The organism is Lactobacillus sp. ESL0237, from assembly GCF_003692985.1.
In the GTDB taxonomy this organism is placed as follows: domain Bacteria; phylum Bacillota; class Bacilli; order Lactobacillales; family Lactobacillaceae; genus Lactobacillus; species Lactobacillus bombicola.
Genome location: NZ_REHE01000010.1, coordinates 385263 through 403785, shown reverse-complemented (window position 1 = coordinate 403785; position 18523 = coordinate 385263). Strand labels below are relative to the sequence as shown.

18 protein-coding genes and 1 pseudogene are annotated in these 18523 nt (G+C 34.4%); 14 read left to right on the top strand and 5 right to left on the bottom strand.

The genetic code is table 11. The features are described from left to right. Positions 1-99 precede the first annotated feature (99 nt). On the top strand, positions 100-1125 hold the full coding sequence (locus F5ESL0237_RS07260) for a branched-chain amino acid aminotransferase (RefSeq protein ID WP_122025039.1): 1026 nt from the start codon (positions 100-102) through the stop codon (positions 1123-1125). Between the two features lie 327 nt (positions 1126-1452). On the opposite strand, the gene F5ESL0237_RS07250 is transcribed toward F5ESL0237_RS07260, so the two are convergent. Next, a complete protein-coding gene (locus tag F5ESL0237_RS07250) occupies positions 1453-1974 on the bottom strand; it encodes a DUF2812 domain-containing protein (RefSeq protein ID WP_158592438.1) in 522 nt (173 codons plus the stop codon). 1 nt (position 1975) lies between these two features. After that, entirely contained in the window at positions 1976-2293 is a 318-nt protein-coding gene (locus tag F5ESL0237_RS07245) for a PadR family transcriptional regulator (RefSeq protein WP_199688779.1), read from the bottom strand. A 183-nt stretch (positions 2294-2476) separates the two neighbouring features. Here F5ESL0237_RS07245 and F5ESL0237_RS07240 point away from each other — a divergent pair, with 183 nt between their 5' ends. From F5ESL0237_RS07240 to F5ESL0237_RS07210, 7 genes are all read left to right on the top strand, one after another. Next, complete coding sequence (locus tag F5ESL0237_RS07240; RefSeq protein ID WP_122025036.1) at positions 2477-3586, top strand: alpha/beta hydrolase fold domain-containing protein; 1110 nt, start codon at positions 2477-2479, stop codon at positions 3584-3586. A gap of 133 nt (positions 3587-3719) precedes the next feature. Then, positions 3720-4214, top strand: coding sequence for a PTS sugar transporter subunit IIB (locus F5ESL0237_RS07235; protein WP_122025035.1), 495 nt, complete (start codon positions 3720-3722; stop codon positions 4212-4214). A 2-nt stretch (positions 4215-4216) separates the two neighbouring features. Continuing rightward, positions 4217-5008: a PTS sugar transporter subunit IIC gene (locus tag F5ESL0237_RS07230; protein ID WP_122025034.1), complete on the top strand. Its 792-nt coding sequence runs from the start codon at positions 4217-4219 to the stop codon at positions 5006-5008. Continuing rightward, the gene (locus F5ESL0237_RS07225) at positions 5001-6239 is read left to right on the top strand and encodes a PTS system mannose/fructose/sorbose family transporter subunit IID (protein ID WP_122025033.1); all 1239 of its coding nucleotides are present in this window, start codon (positions 5001-5003) and stop codon (positions 6237-6239) included. The genes F5ESL0237_RS07230 and F5ESL0237_RS07225 overlap by 8 nt, the downstream gene beginning before the upstream one ends. Before the next feature lie 11 nt (positions 6240-6250). Further along, positions 6251-7108: a PRD domain-containing protein gene (locus tag F5ESL0237_RS07220; RefSeq protein WP_122025032.1), complete on the top strand. Its 858-nt coding sequence runs from the start codon at positions 6251-6253 to the stop codon at positions 7106-7108. Between the two features lie 173 nt (positions 7109-7281). Continuing rightward, the gene (locus tag F5ESL0237_RS07215) at positions 7282-8172 is read left to right on the top strand and encodes a DUF3737 family protein (RefSeq protein ID WP_122025031.1); all 891 of its coding nucleotides are present in this window, start codon (positions 7282-7284) and stop codon (positions 8170-8172) included. A gap of 3 nt (positions 8173-8175) precedes the next feature. Further along, on the top strand, positions 8176-9363 hold the full coding sequence (locus F5ESL0237_RS07210; protein WP_122025030.1) for a MalY/PatB family protein: 1188 nt from the start codon (positions 8176-8178) through the stop codon (positions 9361-9363). A 49-nt stretch (positions 9364-9412) separates the two neighbouring features. On the opposite strand, the gene F5ESL0237_RS07205 is transcribed toward F5ESL0237_RS07210, so the two are convergent. Together F5ESL0237_RS07205 and F5ESL0237_RS08545 are read right to left on the bottom strand one after the other, a co-directional pair. Continuing rightward, positions 9413-9940: a hypothetical protein gene (locus F5ESL0237_RS07205; RefSeq protein WP_122025029.1), complete on the bottom strand. Its 528-nt coding sequence runs from the start codon at positions 9938-9940 to the stop codon at positions 9413-9415. A 416-nt stretch (positions 9941-10356) separates the two neighbouring features. Next, a pseudogene (locus tag F5ESL0237_RS08545) lies at positions 10357-10962 on the bottom strand (alcohol dehydrogenase catalytic domain-containing protein); the annotation flags it as partial. Positions 10963-11130: 168 nt separating this feature from the next. On the opposite strand from F5ESL0237_RS08545, the gene F5ESL0237_RS07200 reads away from it, so the two are divergent. From F5ESL0237_RS07200 to F5ESL0237_RS07175, 6 genes are all read left to right on the top strand, one after another. Continuing rightward, complete coding sequence (locus tag F5ESL0237_RS07200) at positions 11131-12021, top strand: SDR family oxidoreductase (protein WP_122025028.1); 891 nt, start codon at positions 11131-11133, stop codon at positions 12019-12021. 256 nt (positions 12022-12277) lie between these two features. Next, positions 12278-12670 carry a cytidine deaminase gene (locus F5ESL0237_RS07195; RefSeq protein ID WP_233551965.1) on the top strand — a complete coding sequence of 131 codons (393 nt, stop codon included), beginning with the start codon at positions 12278-12280 and terminating at the stop codon, positions 12668-12670. Next, on the top strand, positions 12670-13107 hold the full coding sequence (locus F5ESL0237_RS07190) for an ASCH domain-containing protein (protein WP_122025027.1): 438 nt from the start codon (positions 12670-12672) through the stop codon (positions 13105-13107). Before F5ESL0237_RS07195 ends, F5ESL0237_RS07190 begins: the two co-directional genes overlap by 1 nt. Positions 13108-13387: 280 nt before the next feature. Further along, positions 13388-14938 carry an ATP-binding cassette domain-containing protein gene (locus tag F5ESL0237_RS07185; RefSeq protein ID WP_122025026.1) on the top strand — a complete coding sequence of 517 codons (1551 nt, stop codon included), beginning with the start codon at positions 13388-13390 and terminating at the stop codon, positions 14936-14938. 107 nt (positions 14939-15045) lie between these two features. After that, positions 15046-15774: a gamma-glutamyl-gamma-aminobutyrate hydrolase family protein gene (locus F5ESL0237_RS07180; RefSeq protein WP_090092647.1), complete on the top strand. Its 729-nt coding sequence runs from the start codon at positions 15046-15048 to the stop codon at positions 15772-15774. Positions 15775-15778: 4 nt separating this feature from the next. Next, on the top strand, positions 15779-17179 hold the full coding sequence (locus F5ESL0237_RS07175; protein WP_122022331.1) for an APC family permease: 1401 nt from the start codon (positions 15779-15781) through the stop codon (positions 17177-17179). Positions 17180-17339: 160 nt separating this feature from the next. Here the strand turns inward: F5ESL0237_RS07175 and F5ESL0237_RS07170 are convergent, their stop codons facing one another. Continuing rightward, positions 17340-18521 (bottom strand): MFS transporter, encoded by a 1182-nt coding sequence (locus F5ESL0237_RS07170; protein ID WP_122022330.1) that lies wholly within the window; start codon positions 18519-18521, stop codon positions 17340-17342. Positions 18522-18523 lie beyond the last annotated feature (2 nt).

Here is an 18523-nt window from a genome sequence, read left to right as displayed (position 1 = left end):
TAAGAATAATCTTTCCTGACTATTGACATTAGGAGTTTTATAGCATAAATTAATCAATAATTAAATTATGATTAAATAAAACAAGTAGGAGAACTTTTTATGAAACAACGAGTAGAAGATCTTGATTGGAAAAACTTAGGTTTTGTGTATCGCGATTTGCCATATCGCTATGAAGCAAAGTACAAAGATGGTCAATGGCAGGAAGGTAAATTAGTCGAAGCTTCAACTTTGACGCTGTCTGAAGGAGCTGAAATTTTACATTACGGCCAGGAAATCTTTGAAGGCCTAAAGGCTTATTGTAGAAAAGATGGTAAGATCAACTTATTTCGTCCGGAGCAAAATGCCCATCGCTTTACTTTGTCGGCGGAGCGCTTGGCGATGCCACCATTTCCAGAAGATCGTTTTGTGGCCGCAGTTAAGCAAGTCGTTTTGGCTAACCAAGAATTTGTACCACCGTATGACAGTGGCGCTACCTTATATTTACGGCCATTCATGGTAGGAACTTCCAATGTTTTGGGCGTTCAAGCCGCCAATGAATATACTTTTCGTATTTTTGCCGTACCCGTTGGCGCATACATTAAGGGGTTAAATCCGGCGGCTTATATTGTCAGTGACTACGATCGGGCTGCTTATGCTGGGACAGGTCAAGCTAAGACTGCTGGCAATTATGCCAGTAGTTTATTGCCGTCAGTTGAAGCCCATCAAAAGGGTTATGCTGATTGTCTTTATCTTGATCCCCGCGAACATAAATATATTGATGAATTTGGCGGGGCTAATTTCTTTGGCATTACGCCAGAGGGGCAATTTGTGACACCTAAATCCCCGTCGATTTTGATTTCCATTACTAAAAAATCATTGCTGGAATTGGCCAAAAAGCAAGGCTTAAATCCAGTTGAACGTCAGATTACTTTAGCAGAGGCTTTTGAATTGAAAGAAGCAGGCGCCATGGGTACAGCAGCTGTTATTTCGCCAGTTGGGTCAATCACTTACCAGGGGCAAAAGCATGTGATTTATAGTGAAAAAGAACCCGGTCCGATTACAACCAAGCTGTATCAAGAATTGGTTGACATTCAATACGGTAATGAAGAAGGTCCAGAAGGTTGGGTACAAGAAATTAGTGAATAAGGGAATAAAAGATGAGTAAGCTATTGATTATTTTTCTCATTTTAGCTTTTGAACTTTTACCAATAGACTCTAGGCTTAATAAGCATAATCTAATCTATGTTATGCCTATTTGCTATAGTTTATTGCTGATTTTGATTTTACTACTTTCCGTATTTGGTTTTGCGAATGCTTTCCATTGGTACGACTATGTAATAGCAAGCATTGCCTTTATTTATGAATGGTTGGTACTTTTTAAACGTATTCGAAAAAATTAGGTATCTTAATAAAAAACAAGCGGCAACGATTATGATAGTTGCCGCTTTTATTTACTGTCATAAATTGAAAAAATTAACTAGCAATTAATTTTTTAATACGGATTGATAAAGTACTTAGTTTGACGAGTAAAAATAATTCAAATAGGGTAAGGAAACCTAAACTAAAGTATCTTGCCCAGCCACTATTGTCATTACTAATATCACTTATGAGCACTTGAATTAGTGGTAATGGCCATAGCGTTGTGAGTAATATTTGTCTGCGAATGCGTTTTAAATAGCTTAACTTGGAGTCGTTATCTGAATAAAGTTGAAAGTCTCCTTGAACTGCGGGACGCCGGAAATAGATACATTGGCCACTTTGAGCAATTTTTTCGGCACCGGTCTCTTCAATAAAATTAATATAATCTTGTTGTTTCGTTTTAGAAGCTTGAGGATCAAGAAAATCAATGCGATAAATATACTTGGGCTTTTGATTAGTAAAATAATAGAGTAACCCCTTAATTTTGGTTAACTGCCAGCCAGCAGCTGCCATTTGATTAAGCCAAGTTTCTTCTTGTTTGTCACTAAAAAATAGCCGGAACTTCTTCTTTTCCAATTTAGTTATCCTCCATAATTTTGTGCCCATTATTTACTAATTCTTCTAATCGCTTAAGTTCATTGATTACAATTTCTTTTCCTTGGGAAGTAATAACGTATTGTTTTTTGTGATCAAAGTTGTTTACGGGCAAGGCTTTAATCCATTGATTTTGCTCTAATTTATTTAGTGCCCCATACAATGTACCTGCAGCTAGCATGACTCTGCCGTCAGATAGCTCAGCAATTTTCTTCATAATGCCATAGCCATGTAATGGTTTAAATAATGATAATAGGATGTAGTAATAGGCTTCTGTTAGAACGATAAGTTTAAGATGCAAAATTGACACAATCCTTTATATAAGTAAAGTATAAAATAAATTTCAGTAAACGCTTTCTAAAAATGAAAGAATGTGCTAACATAGAGGTTAAATAGGATCGTAACAGTTTAAAAACTGGCGAAACCGAAAAAGTATATAAGTTATATGCTTTTTCGGTTTTTTTGTGTCTAAGGGAGGATTTTTATGGAACAAAGACAATATTCGCATACTTTAATTGAGGAATTACAAACTAAGACTATGCGAAAAGTTATTAATGGAGTGGAAGAAATAGTTAAGTCTGTTCCAGGACAAGATGGTAATCCAAAATTAAATATTGTGGATCCGCACGTTAAGATGATTATTCAGAAAAAGATTGATGAGGGAATTGGTGACAAGCCTTTTTCACTAAATTTTGATCGTAATCGTCCGGAAAATATTACCTATGATTTAACAACTAGTCCAGTTAAACTAAATGAAAAATTAGTAGAAATTGATGGTGATCATTATATTGATACATTTATTTATAGTGCAGAAAACTTAAATCATGCTAACCCTATATTAATCTATTTTCATGGTGGAGCCTTTATGACAGGTAAGATTGAAGAATTTGGCGAGCAGATGAAATTTATTGCTGAACAAGCTAAATCAACAGTAATTTTCCCGCATTATCGTTTAGCACCAGAAAATCCATATCCTGCAGCAATTGATGATGCGATGGGAATCATTAATTGGGTAAAAGCCAATCATCAACAACTAGGTTCAGATAATGAAAAAATAATTTTAGCAGGTGATAGTGCGGGAGGTAGCATAATTAATTCTTGCTTTGTACGATTACACAATACATCAATTATTGCTAAAGCAGTTGAACTATACCCAGCTATTGATAATGACATGGAAAAGTATTATAAATGGAGCAAGTTCGATGTTTGCTCTAAAGATGAAAAATATGCTAAAAATAGAGTTAACAGGATGCTTAAATCTTTACCTGCATTTGAGAATAATTATTTACATCACAAAATTGATCCAAGAGATGAGATAGTTAATCTTTTTAATCTAAGAGATTGGGGTAAGCTGCCCCCGATTACATTTATTGTTAATCAATATGATTTGTTGACGTTAGTAACAGAAGAATTTATTAAAAAGGCACTTGAACATAATGCTGATCTAAAAGTTATTAAATATATGGGATGTGATCATGGTAGTCTTAACTTTTTTGGAACAGAACCACAAGCAGAAGATATGTGCTTGGAGATAGCAAAAATCATAATAGAATCATCTAATTTAAATGAAAGCACTTGCAAAAACAAAAATTGATTGATAAGATAAAGAAAATTAAATAAAGGATCGTAACAGTTTAAAAACTGGCGAAACCAAAATAATGATTTATACACGTCAAATTGTGTCAATAATCATTGTTTTGGTTTTTTGTTTTTTGGAGGAATAAATAATGGCAATTGTAGGAGCAAGAATTGATAATCGTTTATTACATGGTATAGTAGCAACCAGTTGGGCACCAGATTCAAATGCTACAAGAGTAATGGTGGTTGATGATGGGGTAGCCAATGACCCACAAAAAAAGCAAGCTATGAAACTTGGACGTCCATCAGGTATGGCAGTATCAATCATTACTAAACCAAAAGCATTGGACAACTTCAAAAATCATAAATATGATCGACAGAAAGTTTTTATTGTATCACAAACACCAGATGTATTTTTAAATTTAATTGAACAGGGAGAAAAAATTTCTGAACTCATTTTGGGTGGTACTTTAACTTTTGATGATGCAATTAAAGTAACTAATAGAGCATATATAAAATCAGAGCAAGTTGATACATATAAAGAAATTATTGCTAAAGGATGTAAAATCATTTCTAAATATGTTCCGCAGGATGATAGTGTTGATGTTGCAGAAGTTTTAGGTAATAAGAAAGCTGGTGCTTAATTATGGGTCTAACAATTTGGCAAGTAATTTTGATTACAGTTATTGCTTATATCCAAAGATTAGATTTTGAAACAACTCAAATCATTCCAATGAATTATATGTTTTGGTCTTGTGTAGTTGGTGCTTTATTAGGCGACTTTCAAATGGGACTCATAGTTGGTGCAACTATTCAGCTAATGTCGCTGGGAGTGGCTGCTTTAGGAGGTAGTTCTACGCCGGACTATGCAGTTGCAGCTATTATTTCAACAACTGTAGCAATTACTACAGGTAAGGGAATGGCAGCTGGCTTGGCTCTAGGTATTCCTGTAGGAATGATATGTATTCAATTAGATGTTTTATTAAAGATTATTAACTCGTTTATTACCAATAAGGCGCATGATTTAGCTAATAAACGCCAATATAGAAAAATGAGAAACCTTATCCCTGTTATGACTGTGTTGATGCCTCTTGAATCAGCTATTCCTGTATTTATTGCTGTGCTATTTGGTAAAACTGTGGTTAGTAGCATTCTTAACTTTATGCCAGCCTGGTTTACCGTTGGCTTAAATGTAGCTGGTGGAATGTTGCCAGCAGTTGGGATGGCAATGTTGTTAACTTACATGCCTCTTAAAAAATATGGTTACTGGTTACTAATCGGGTTTGCTTTAACCGCATATTTAAAAATGCCAGTTCTAGGTGTCGCTTTAATCGGAACTGCTGGTGCAATACCAACATTTATGCATCATTCAAATAGTAGTAATAGCTTGGTAACTACAACAAATGGAATGACAGAGGAGGATATGGAAGATGAATAAGAATAATGTAGTAGAACAAAGTGATCAAGTTTTAACAAAAAAAGATCTTTGGCGTGCGATGAGAAGACACTATTTGGCAATTAGTACATATAACTATGATAGTGGCTTTGCAGCTACGCTTGTTTGGGAATTATTCCCTGCTTTAAGTAAAATCTATAAAGATGATCCAGATGGTTTGCAAGAATCAATTGATAATCAATTTAAATTTTATAACTGTAATCCATGGGTTTCTCCAATTATTACGGGAGCAACTTTAGCAATTGAGGAAAAGGGTAAAAATAAATCTCTTCAAGCTGTCCAAGATTTAAAGGCTGCCTTAATGGGCCCTTTTTCTGGAATTGGGGACACATTGATTTGGGTACTATTTCCAACAGTATTAGGAGCTATTGCTGCTTCAATGGGAAAACATGGCAGTAGTATAGGTATGTGGATATATGCAACAATTTATATATTATTCTTTTTCTTGCGCTCATTTTTATATAATGTTGGTTATCAATCAGGCACATCATTAATGACTAATATGAGCGATAAGCTTTCTGCTTTAACTGATGCAGTTTCGGTATTAGGCATTGCCGTAATTGGTGCGATAGTTCCAGCAACAGTTAATTTCAAATTGGCACTAAAGTTTAGTCAAGCAGGCGTATCTTTGACAGGGCAACAAATCTTAGATCAATTAATGCCAGGATTAATGCCCGTACTGTTAACTGGGTTATTATACTGGATGCTTAAAAAGGGTCATAAAATGACAACTTTAATTTTAATGGTAATCATTATTGCAATGGCTGGAGCAGGACTAGGTATTTTTAAGGCATATATGAAACAAATAATAATTATATCGCATAAAACAATGGCACAAGGGATGGTAGAAACAATTAAGTTTTTTGCTGGAAATATTCAGAATTTGCACTTTATTTGTGCCTATGAGAATGAAGAAAATGAATTTCCAATTGATAAACTTATTAAACTGATTGATGGTTTTAATTCTCAAGATCAAGTCTTTTTATTAACTGATTTATTGGGTGGAAGTGTTAATCAAAATTGTACACAACTTATTAGTAAGAGACATGTTAATGTGATTACGGGAATAAATCTAGCTATAGCTTTGTCAATTGTACTTGATACTAGTGATTATCTTTCAAATGAAAAAATAAGTGAATTAATTAAGGAGGCGAAGAGTCAGATGATTTATATGAATAATTATATTGATAATAATGAATCAGATGATGAGTAGGAATTAGTAAAATGAAAGTAATCAAAGTCTTTAACAATAATGTTGTTTTAGTTAGTGATCAAAATCATCAACAAGCAATTCTTTTTGGTAAAGGAATAGGATTTAAAAAACATCCAGGAGATGAAATATCAAAAAGTAAAGGCGTGCAAACTTTTATTAAAAATATTAGGGATCCTGAGTGGCTTAATTCACTATCAAATTTACTTGAGAGTGTGCCAATAGAATATCTGGCAATTTCTAAAAATATCATTGAATATGCAGAGAAAAAACTCAATACAACATTTAATCAATTTTTGATTATTAGTTTAGCAGACCATATTTACTTTGCAGTAAAGCGGAGTAGTGAACATGATGTGTCTTCACTTGCTAGTGTTAGGGATGTTTACCCATTAGAATATAAGGTTGCACAAGAAAGTGTTAAAAGAATCAATACAACTTTTAATGTAATATTACCACCTGGTGAAGCAGGCTTAATAGCAATTCATTTTGTGGAAAATGAAATTAGTCCGATTAATGAGAATCAGCAATTAAGTGAAAATTTTGTTACGCTACACCTAAGTAAAGTATTGCAAATTATTATTTCAGATTTAGGTTATCCTGCTCAACCCACATCTTTGGAACGCTTGACAATACACTTAAGATTCTTAATTACGCAAATTCAAAGTAATAGTAAGTATTTAGTAAATACGTCCTCGGATAATAGACAGATATTGGATTCCTTTTTAAAACAATTTCCCGAATTAAGAGAAACACTTAAAAAATTACAAGATTATTTTTACCAAGAAATGGAATATAAATTAAATAGTAGTGAACGGCTTTACTTAGTTATTCACCTAAAGCAAATTGAGAATGCAACAGATGATGAATGATGTAATTAGCAAAAAATAAAGTTTTATATGAATTTGGCTTTTTTAAAGTTAAATATCCTATCCCCCTGACGATAACTTTTAGTAATACTTAGTATTAAGTAATTGGTATTTTAAATTAAATGATTTTTGTTTAATAATTAAAATATGCAAAGATTATGATAGGGAGAGGGATAATGAATAGTATTAAGAACTACTACTTTACAGGAGAACGAATCCTTTTTGGACTTAAAAAAACCAAATTAGCAGGCATTGTTTTTGGAGAAGGTGAGTCACCGCTCAAAGAAGCGCATAATCTGAATATTAAAAATTCAATTTTCAAATGGAAATATCCTTTGTGGTATGACACCGATATTGAAGTTGAGAATACTACGTTTGAAACCATGGCGCGCAGTGGCATCTGGTATACCCAAAATATTAAAATGACGAATTCAGCCCTTCAGGCTCCTAAGTTGTTTAGAAGGTCAGCCGGCATTAAGTTAGATTACGTTCATTTTGCTAATGCTGAAGAAACAATGTGGAACTGCCAAGATATCAAAATGACCAATTGTCAGGTTAATGGCGCTTATTTTGGTAAAGATAGTGAGAATATTTATCTTGACCAGGTAAGTATTATTGGCAACTATGCTTTTGATGGCGCAAAAAATGTTGAGGTACATCATTCCACCTTAATTTCAAAAGATGCCTTCTGGAATTGTGAAAATGTGACTGTCTATGATTCCACAATTGTTGGTGAATATTTGGCTTGGAATAGTAAAAATATTAAGTTCATCAATTGTAAAATTGAAAGCAATCAAGGTTTAAATTACATTAATCAACTTAAAATGAAAAATACTAGCTTGTTTCATACAGACTTAGCTTTTGAATATGTATCAAAGCTTGATGTTGAAGTGACGACTAAGATTGATAGTGTCAAAAATCCTATCTCCGGTAAAATTGTTGCCCCAGAAATAGGTACATTAATTATTGATCCCAATAAAGTCTCTCCAGATAAGACTCAGGTTGTATGTGATAAGATCGGTATAAGAACTGTTTGTTCAGATTTAAATCAGAAACCCGAGGATTAAATAATGGAAAATAAGTATGATTTTATTAATGCCCCTGATCGGCGCCAAACTGATTCAGTAAAGTGGGCTGTTCAAGCTGGGGAGTTGCCCATGTCGCTTGCTGATATGGACTTTAAGACAGCTCCCGAAATTATTGCAGCACTGAAAGAAAAAATTTCCTTAGGTTGCTTTGGTTATGAATGGCCAAGAGATAATTATTTTGAGGCTGTTGCTGACTGGTATGAAAAAGAACACAATCAGCGTCCTAAAACTGAGTGGATGCTGTTTACTACTGGAGTAGTGCCAGCTATTTCTGCAATTGTGCGTCGTGTATCGCAAATTGGTGACAACGTTCTAGTACAAGCGCCAGTTTACAATATTTTTTATAATTCGATTGAAAATAATGGGCGACATGTTTTGAGTAGCGATTTAAAGTTTGCTGATAATGAATATCACATTGATTGGCAGGATTTAGCAGCAAAATTAGCCCAGCCGCTGACCAGTGTAATGATTTTTTGTAATCCGCATAATCCTATTGGCAAAGTATGGACTAAGGCAGAAGTGCAACATTTAGCGGATCTTTGCTATCAAAATCATGTTATCTTACTATCAGATGAAATTCATGGCGATTTAGTCAGAAATGGTAAAGATTATACACCGGCTTTTGCAGTTAATGGCGAAAGTCTAATTCAAGTTATTTCGCTAGTCTCCCCAAGTAAAATTTTTAATGTGGCTGCGCTCCATGCTGCTACAATCATAGTGCCTGATTCTAATTTGCGAGCACAGGTTAATCGCGGAATAAATAGTGATGAAGTAGCAGAACCAAATTTATTAGCAATTCCCGGAACAATTGCTGCTTACGAGCAAGGGCATGAGTGGCGGCAAGCTTTACTTACGCAATTAAGAGCTAATTTTGTTTATGCAACAGATTTTATTGCCCGGGAAATATCTAGTATACAAGTTGTTTCAGGGTCAGCAACCTACCTACTTTGGTTAAATGTTGGCCAGTTAAGTAGCAATTCTTCAGAATTAGCGGCTTATTTACGGCAAGAAACAGGACTAGTTTTAGCATCAGGCAATGTTTATCGTGGAAATGGCAGTCAGTTTTTGCGCATAAACTTGGCGTGTCCGTTAACCATGCTTCAAGATGGCTTGAACCGTTTAAAAACAGGGATTAATTCTTGGCTAACTTTATGTAATACGAAAAAATAGAAAAAGCCTTGTTCTTTTAAGAACAAGGCTTTTTTATTAAGTAGAAGTATTATTTGTGTTGGCTATTTTGAAATTTTTTAGCTAAATCAATAGCGGTTAATACATAATCCAAACCAGAAACAACTGAGACAACTGCTTTTTTAGTGCTAAAAGTGCCTTTGAAAATCAATGGTGCTTGCGTACTAAGTGCAATAAAAAGGACAATAATTAATAAATTAGTTGCCGAAAATGGACCGCTTTTTTGATCAAAACGATTTAATAATTTTTTAATTATGTTAATTGTTTTGGGTGAAAGTTTCATTTTGTCAGCTAGTAATCTTAAAAAAGTTTGATTTTTAAAAATAGGTACTAATTCAGCACTTGCTTTATGTGACAATTGAGTTAATTGCTGTTGTACATGTTTGTTGCTTTTAGCAAAATTAAGTAGTAATTTTTCCACTTGTTCTAAGCCTGATTGAGTCCAAGCGTAATTACGATTGAGTAATTTTTGCCAAATTTTAGGAAAATGGTTAGATGTTTTTTTTACTTGATCAAGTAGTTCTAAAGGAAAATCAACAAAATATTTTTTGATGTCCATAACTCTACCTCCTAGATGGGCACATTATAACAGGGATATTAGTTAAATGAATTAAATATGCTTAGTATATATTATAATAGTTAATGTAAAATAGCCTTAGTATTAAACTTAGTTTGGCCATGGTTAAGTTAGTTGCACGTATTACTTTAGATCAAAGCCATTTTTTATTAATTTTGAGCCATTAATTAAAGTTTGAAATACCGATATAATTCATATGTACCACTTGGGCAAATCTTTGCACAATTTTTGTTACAGGCGTAATTGTGTCGCTACCTTGTATGAAGACTGAAAGTTTTTTCCCTGTTAAGCTGTCAAGTTCAGGTTAATCTGATAGATTTTATAATCAACTAAATTGATTTGGTCAAATTTTTTCCCTTGGAGCTAAGCTGCGCCCATTCGACTAGTATTTCCTGCTTGGTTAATTCCAATACGCGCTCGATTGCTTGTTTTCCTCTTTCTGATACGATATCGGTTGCACCAAATTCTAGCGCCAATCTTTGCCGTTCTTCATGCCGGCCATAGCAATAATTTTTTTAGCTCCTAGTAATTTGGCAGCATGGTAACCGGTGACCATAACATCAGATAAAGTTAATAAATCATTTAATAAATCATTTAATTGATCATCTGTATAGTCTTGTGGTTTTCCAGGAATTTTAACTAATACCCAGTTAGCGTTATGAAACGCTAACTATTCCCCCTGATAACCACCATTTGGCTAATTTCCTTTATTAAGACAATCGCCGTCAAATCCAGCTAAACAAGCAGCAATGAGTAAATGGCGCAATTACAAAGTCTCCAGGCTTTAGTTCAGTGCCGGTTTCTTCGACTTGTTCAACGACTGCAATTGCTTCATGGTCAGTTGTGGTATTAGGTTCACGCTGTGCGCGTCCTCTGAACTACCATAAATCTGATTCACAGACTGAGGTACGAACTATTTTTAAAAGAGCATCAGCTGGTGATTTGAGCTTCGGATAATCTTTTGCAACTATCAGTCCGGGTTTAATAAATGTTCCTACTTCCATCTCCTGTTAATTTATAACTTAATTAAAAGTATATTCCCCTAAAGCTACTCTAAGTCAAATATTTGTCAAGGCAAATAAATTGTTAGTTGGAATTAGGTATAGGCATATATATTGCTTTATTATTGTAAGCGCTATAAATTAAAGATAGGTTAGTGAAAGGAGATTATAATGATGGACAACAACTTAATAAATCCGTTAACTCGTTATCATGCTGATGATTTTTCCAAACAGTCACAAAAATATCCGGGAATTCAAAGTAAGATGGATCCGTTACCTAATGGTGATATGCGCGACTATGAGGGGCATAATTTACTTACTGGGCGACATGCCTTAATTACTGGAGGTGATTCAGGTATTGGCCGAGCAGTAGCGATTGGATTTGCCAAAGAAGGTGCCGATGTTGCTATTCAGTATCTGCCAGAAGAAGCTGATGATGCCAAAGAAGTTGCAAAGCTAATTGAACAAGAAGGACAAAAGGCAGTGCTGATACCGGCCGATTTTCGCAAGCGTGGTGAAGCGTCTCGGGTGAGTGAACAGGCAATTAAAGAGTTTGGCAGTATAGAATTATTGGTAATGAATTCAGCAATCCAGCAAAACTCTGCTAGCTTGGCAGATTTATCAATGGACCAAGTTCACGATACGTTTGAAGTTAACATTATTTCAATGTATGAAATGGTTAAAGCGGCTGTACCTAAGATGAAACCAGGTAGTGTGATCTTGACGACGACCTCATTGCAGGCATTTAGTCCAACACCAATTTTACTTGATTATGCCGCAACTAAAGCAGCTATTGCTAACTTTTCAATTAACTTGGCGCAAGAATTGGCACCTAAGGGGATCAGGGTCAATAGTGTTTCGCCCGGTCCCGTTTGGACACCACTTCAAGTAGCCGGGGGACAACCGACCGACGCTTTAGAGAAATTTGGTCAAGAAGAACCATTGAATCGGGCGGGTCAACCCGATGAATTAGCCCCAGTCTATATTTTCTTAGCTTCTAATATGGCTAGTTATATCACTGGACAAGTTTATGGTGTGACTGGTGGTCAATCAATTAATTAGCTTAAAAGTTATCTTGAAGCTCCAATGCTATTTGAAATCTATCAAGTAACATTTGGGGCTTTATTTTTATTTAATTTTTTGATAAATTATATTTAATAAAATAGCAAAAATAAGACAAGACGATTTTACTAAAAATTTTCATTTTGTTTTGTCAGCATTTTGGCGGCAAGCTTATTAAAAGGGTTAGAGTGATCGACTTAGAAAAAGTCCCACAAATAGCTCTATTATTTAGTAAAGAAGCTGGAAGGAGCAAAAAATGGATCAGCAATGGCAAGAAATGTTTGCGGCAGCAAAGAAAGTCCAAGGCTTGCGCTTAATTGGTAATCACATGGAGGTCGGTGGTGTAGCAGCCGCTGTTTTAGCAGAATCCGGTAAAATTTATACTGGCGTTTGCGTTGATACTGCCTGTGGGTTGGGGCTATGTGCGGAAAGAAACGCCTTAATGAGTATGCTTACTCATGGCGAAACAAGAATTACTAGAGTGTTAGCGATTATGTCAAATGGGCAAAATGGCGCCCCCTGTGGCACTTGCCGTGAATTTATTGTTCAATTAATGGAAAAAGATTATCAAAAAGTTGAAGTAATGCTAGATTATAAGCAAGCAAATGTAATGACAATGGGTGAATTAACACCACAATGGTGGCTCTAATGAATGAAAAAACGATTAAATATTGGCAAGACTTTTGTCAAAAACATCAATTACCTCAAAATACGCCAGTTACGGCCTGGTCGTTTGGCACTACTAGTGATAAATTAGCTAATTTAGTAAAGCAAGGGCTTAAAACGGCGACGACTTCTGCATATGAACTTTACACAAAAGATGAGCCATTGCCACAAGTTGGGGATTGGAATATCATCCTTGATCAGGCTGCTAGGCCAGTTTGTGTAGTTCAAGATAAAGTAGTTGAAATAATTCCCTATGAGCAAATTTCAGCTGAGCATGCCTATCATGAAGGTGATGGTAGTTATCAAAATTGGCGCCGAATTCATGATGAGTATTTTACTAAAGAATATCAAGAAGAAGGAAATAAGGAATTTTATCCGCAAGCACCAATGGTTTGTGAGGTTTTTGAAAAGATTGATTAGTTTTTATTTAATCTTTTAACAAATATGATATAATAATTAAAAGATGAAGAAAGAGAGACTACTACTAAAATGAAAAATTAATTTCTGAAATATTATTATGCGAAAAAGATTGATAACCCATACATTTCGGTGTGTGTTTTTTTGCTGATAATCAGAAATTAGTATTGAATTTAGCTTAGGTAGTCGTATCTGACACTGGCTTTTTTGTGCACTGCTAATTTAGGTTGGAAGCAACTGTTATCAGTGCTTTTTCTTTACCCGAGAAAGCGAGTTATTAGGTATGGAATATCTCAAAATTAATCAATTGCAACTTGAATACCAAGGAGAAAAACTATTATACGTTGACAAACTAAATGTACAAGATGGGCAGAGGATTGGCCTGATTGGTAAAAACGGTACGGGTAAAACGACTTTGTTTAATGTAATCAGCCAAAAGCCGGTGATATTTAGCGTTACGGGACAAATTCAACGTAATTGTCAATTGGCAACGGTAGCACAGATTATAAGTTACGGTAAACAAAGTGGTGGTGAAAGGGAACGACAGGAAATTATGACGGCAATTGCGCAAATGCGCCATAGTAAGAATACTTTACTATTATTGGATGAACCTACATCGAATTTAGATATTGGTCAACAGCAATGGCTCATTGAAATTTTAAATCACCTCGAAACCCCATATATTGTAATTAGTCATGATCGCCATTTTTTAACACAAACTGTCAATACAATTTGGTATTTGAATGATAAAAAAGTTATTGCGTACAAAGAATCATTTTTAAATTTTGAACAAGATCTCAAAAAAAGAAGAGAAAATGAGGCAATACAGTATCATAATCAAATAAAGCAAATTCAAAAATTAAAAAAGGCGCAGCAACGAAAGCAACAACAAGTCAATCGTGCCAATCGTAAGAAAAAACCTTTATCTTGGTCAGAATGGAAAAATCGAGATTATGGTGGTAAAGAAAAACATTTGGCGCATACACAAAAGATAATTAAGCAACGGATTAAAGAAGAAACTACAAACATAGCAAGACCATATATTCATAAACCAATGACATTAAATAATTTGAAGTGGCAATCTTCAGCTATTTCTATAAAAGATAACTTACTCCGCATTGAGCCACAAAAAATAACTATTGCCCAGCGTGAATTATTTACAATCGCAACGCAACTAAAGCTTAAAACTGGCCAAAAAGTGGCTTTAACGGGTCCTAATGGTTGTGGCAAGTCTGTTTTTTTAAGTCAGTTAGTTGCGAAAACTTTGGTTGAATGGCTTAATCCTCAAGCTAAAATTGGCTTTTTTCGGCAAGATTTTCGGCAAGAAACTAAAAATAAGAAGACTGTTCTAAGTGAAATAATGCAACTTAGTTTATTTGATAAAACAGCAACGCTTCAATTTTTAGGTGATTTACATTTACAACCCTTTTTAAAAACAACAATATGTTCTCTGAGTGGGGGACAATTAGTTTGTTATAAATTGGCACGGGTGTTATTGGGGCAACATGATTTATTAATTCTGGATGAACCGAATAATTTCTTAGATCTTGCTGCAATTAAAGCGGTAGAGAATTTTTTGAATAACTATCCTTTTGCAGTAATCTTGGTTTCACATGATCAAAAATTTTTAACTAATTTGAATTTTCCAACTTGGAAAATCAAAAAGCAGCAATTGCTTCTACCAGAAAGCGATTTTAGCCAAAAAAGTATACAAAATAATGAATTAGAATTATTAAAGTTTAAGTTAGCTAAAGCTATTTCCGACCCTAATGTGGCAATCGCTAAAGTCCAGCAACTAAAGCAAAAAATAACTGACTTAACGCGGACAAAATAGTTAAAAGAGATAAGGAAGAAGGCAAATAACCCCCTAAATAAACGGATTACTATTATAATGTTATTAGTAAGAAAATGAATTGTGTAGCAAAAGAAGTGAGATAAAAAATGAAAAAACCAATTATAGGAATTTCCGGTTCAATCATAATTGATTCTGGTGGAATGTTTCCTGGCTATCGGCGCAGTTATGTTAATGATGATTATATTGATTCAGTAGTGCAAAATGGTGGTGTGCCTTTTATTATTCCATATTCAGCTGATGAGGAAGTAATTAAAGCACAAATGGAACATGTTCAAGGTTTAATCTTGTCTGGTGGGCACGATGTTGATCCGCATTTATACGGTGAAGAGTTATTGCCACAAATTGGCGAAATTTGGCCAATGCGTGATCATTTTGACATGTTATTATTGAAAATAGCAGAAAAAATGGGTAAACCAATTCTTGGCATTTGTCGTGGGGCACAAATTATTAATGTTGCCCACGGTGGTAGTCTTTATCAGGATATTACATATCGGTCAGAAAAAACTTTTAAGCATGAACAAGGGCATACGCCAGATTTACCAACGCATCGGGTAAAAGTTGAAGCAGCTAGTTTATTGGCACAGACTTTAGGTGAGACAGACTTTTTAACTAATTCTTTTCACCATCAATTAATTAAAACAGTTGCTCCTGATTTAAAAGCAGTTGCAAAAACGGACGATGGTGTAGTTGAAGGATTAGAAAATCAAACTGGTAATCTTTTAGCAGTGCAGTGGCATCCAGAAATGTTACATCGCAATCAACATGTTAAGTTTATGAATAATTTATTTAAATTTGTGATTGAGAAGGCTAGGTGATTGGATGCAAGGAAATAAAACTGTAAATGATAAATTAGGCTTTTGGTCAATTGTTTTTTTAGCAATTAATTCAATTATTGGTTCAGGTATCTTTTTAACGCCAGGCAGTGTGGTTAAACAAGCAGGTAGTAAGGCATTACTTATTTATTTGATTGCGGCAACTTTTGCGGCCATTTTAGCTATTTCATTTTCGGCAGCGGCTAAGTATGTGACCAAATCAGGGGCATCATATGCCTATGCTAAAGCAGCATTTGGGGATAACATTGGCTTTTATGTTGGTATTTTACGTTATTTTTCGGCTAGTGTTGCTTGGGGCGTAATGGCAGTAGGGGTAATTAAATCAGCTATTTCTATTTTTGGTGGCAATCCAGATAATATTAGTGCAGTGACCCTTGGCTTTGTAATTTTGATGGTAGCAATTACGGTCATTAATATATTCGGGCAAAAATTTGTTAAATTTGTAATGAATCTTGCTACAGCTGGAAAGTTAGCTGCTTTAGTTTTGATTATCGTTGCAGGTGTGACACTCTTGATCACAAGTGGTGCATCCCATAATTTAGCAGAAGTTGATCAAATTACACAAAATGGTCAAAAAATTGTCCCAACATTAACAACCACTAGTTTTGTAATGGCAATTGTATCTGCTTTTTATGCTTTTACCGGGTTTGAATCAGTTGCTTCAGGTTCAGACGATATGCAAGCACCCGAAAAAAATCTACCGCGGGCGATTCCCTTGGCAATTTTTGTGATTGCAGCAATTTACATTGGCGTTGTAGCGGTAGCGATGGTACTGAATCCGCGAGCACTGATGACGACTAATCAGGTAGTCGCAATTAGTGCAATCTTTAATAATGAAATTTTACGAGATGTAATTTTAGTAGGTGCCTTAATTTCAATGTTGGGTATTAATGTTGCTTCTAGTTTCAATGCGCCCCGCATTTTAGAGGCCATGGCCCGTGAACATCAATTACCAATCTCGTTGACTAAAAGAACGCAAAATAATTTTCCAATTAGAACATTTTTCATTTCCGCAGCTTTAGCTCTTTTAGTACCGTTGGCTTTTCAATATAATATGGGCAACTTAATTACCTTGAGCGCCATGGTACGTTTTCTGGGTTTTATCATTGTTCCATTGGCCGTTATTTGTTTTTATTATGGTAAAAATAAAGAGGCAATTTTACCTGCTGCTAAAAATCTTTTAACCGACATTATTGTGCCTGTTTTATCAATTATCTTAGTTATCTTCTTATTGATTAATTATAATTGGCAAGCACAGTTTGGTATTATTGCAAATGGAAAAGTTATCGGGATTAATTGGTACGCAATCTTGATGATGATTTTTGGTTTTGTTATTTTACCATTATTTATGTTCTGGTTTTCCAGAAAAGAACGGCGGCAACAGTAATTTATAGATAAATATTATGTAATTAAATAATCTTATCTTTAATTACAATATACCCCCTTTGAGAGTAGTAGCTCAAAGGGGGTATTTATTGTGGACTCATAAAATATATTTTAGAAAGTAATTAACTGTTGTTATTAGTTAAACCGTTAGTACCTAATAACTAATGCTTATTTTTAGTTTGTAGATAATGAACGCCACTATAACAAAATAAGATTGTCATACCTAAACTAGCAATTATTATATCGGTACGTGCGGATCCATTACCTAGAGTATTACCTAGCCAATTAATAATTGTTGGTGAAACAGCACAACCTATATTAACTAAAATTAAAGTAATCGTTGTTGCAAAATTAATTGAGTTTTTGGGGGCAACATTACCTAGCCAGTTGAAGATATAGGGAACCGATAGACCAAATCCGGTACCTAAGACAATAGCAGCAAATATTAACATTAGAAGATTTGCTGAAAAAGCAATTGCTAATAAGCCAACAACTTGTAAAAATAAACCAATTGGTAAAATCAAATCTTGCAATTTCTTTTTTAAATAGCCATAAGCTAACCCGACCGGAATGCCGATAAGAGTTATCATTGAAGAAACAAAAGCAACTTGACTAACATCAGCTATTTTTTGACTAATTGCTAATTGTGGTAATTTAAAAGTCATTGGCATGAAGAAGATGTACATAAAAAACATTAGTAAAGCAATTTTTATTACCTGAATATTTAATCTATTATCATTTTTAGTCATCTGATTTTGTGATGCAGCTATCTGATTTTGCTCACGAGGCAGTGGCACTAACCAACTGAATAAAACTAAAATTGGTAATGCAGCTAAATAAATTAAAAATGTAGTGTGCCAACCCTGTCCAGCTAAACATCCTACACAGAATGAAAAAAGTGCCGCACCAATGCTTCCCATTGAATTTTGAAATCCTAGCATGGTTGATAATTCATTACCCTGATAAAATTTTGCTAATAGGCTAACCGCTAATGAATTAAATAAACCAATGCCTAAACCTAATAAGAAACGGGAAATTAGAATCATGTAATAATTTGTAGAGTATATAGGATAAGTACCTGCTAATAAAATAATTAATAATCCAGATATAATTGTCGGTTTACTGCCAACTAGTCTTATTAAAAATGGGCTTAGTATTAAGCCGATAACAATTCCAATATTAGGAATAGTACTTAAGGTTTCGACGCCGGCTCTAGAAATAGTAGGAAAGGACGAATACATTAAAGGCAATACTGGTGAAATTTGGGGAGCAATCATTAATAATAGTGAAATTGATAATAGGGCAATCTTGAATAATCCAGATTGGGGATTTGCTTTTTTCATAT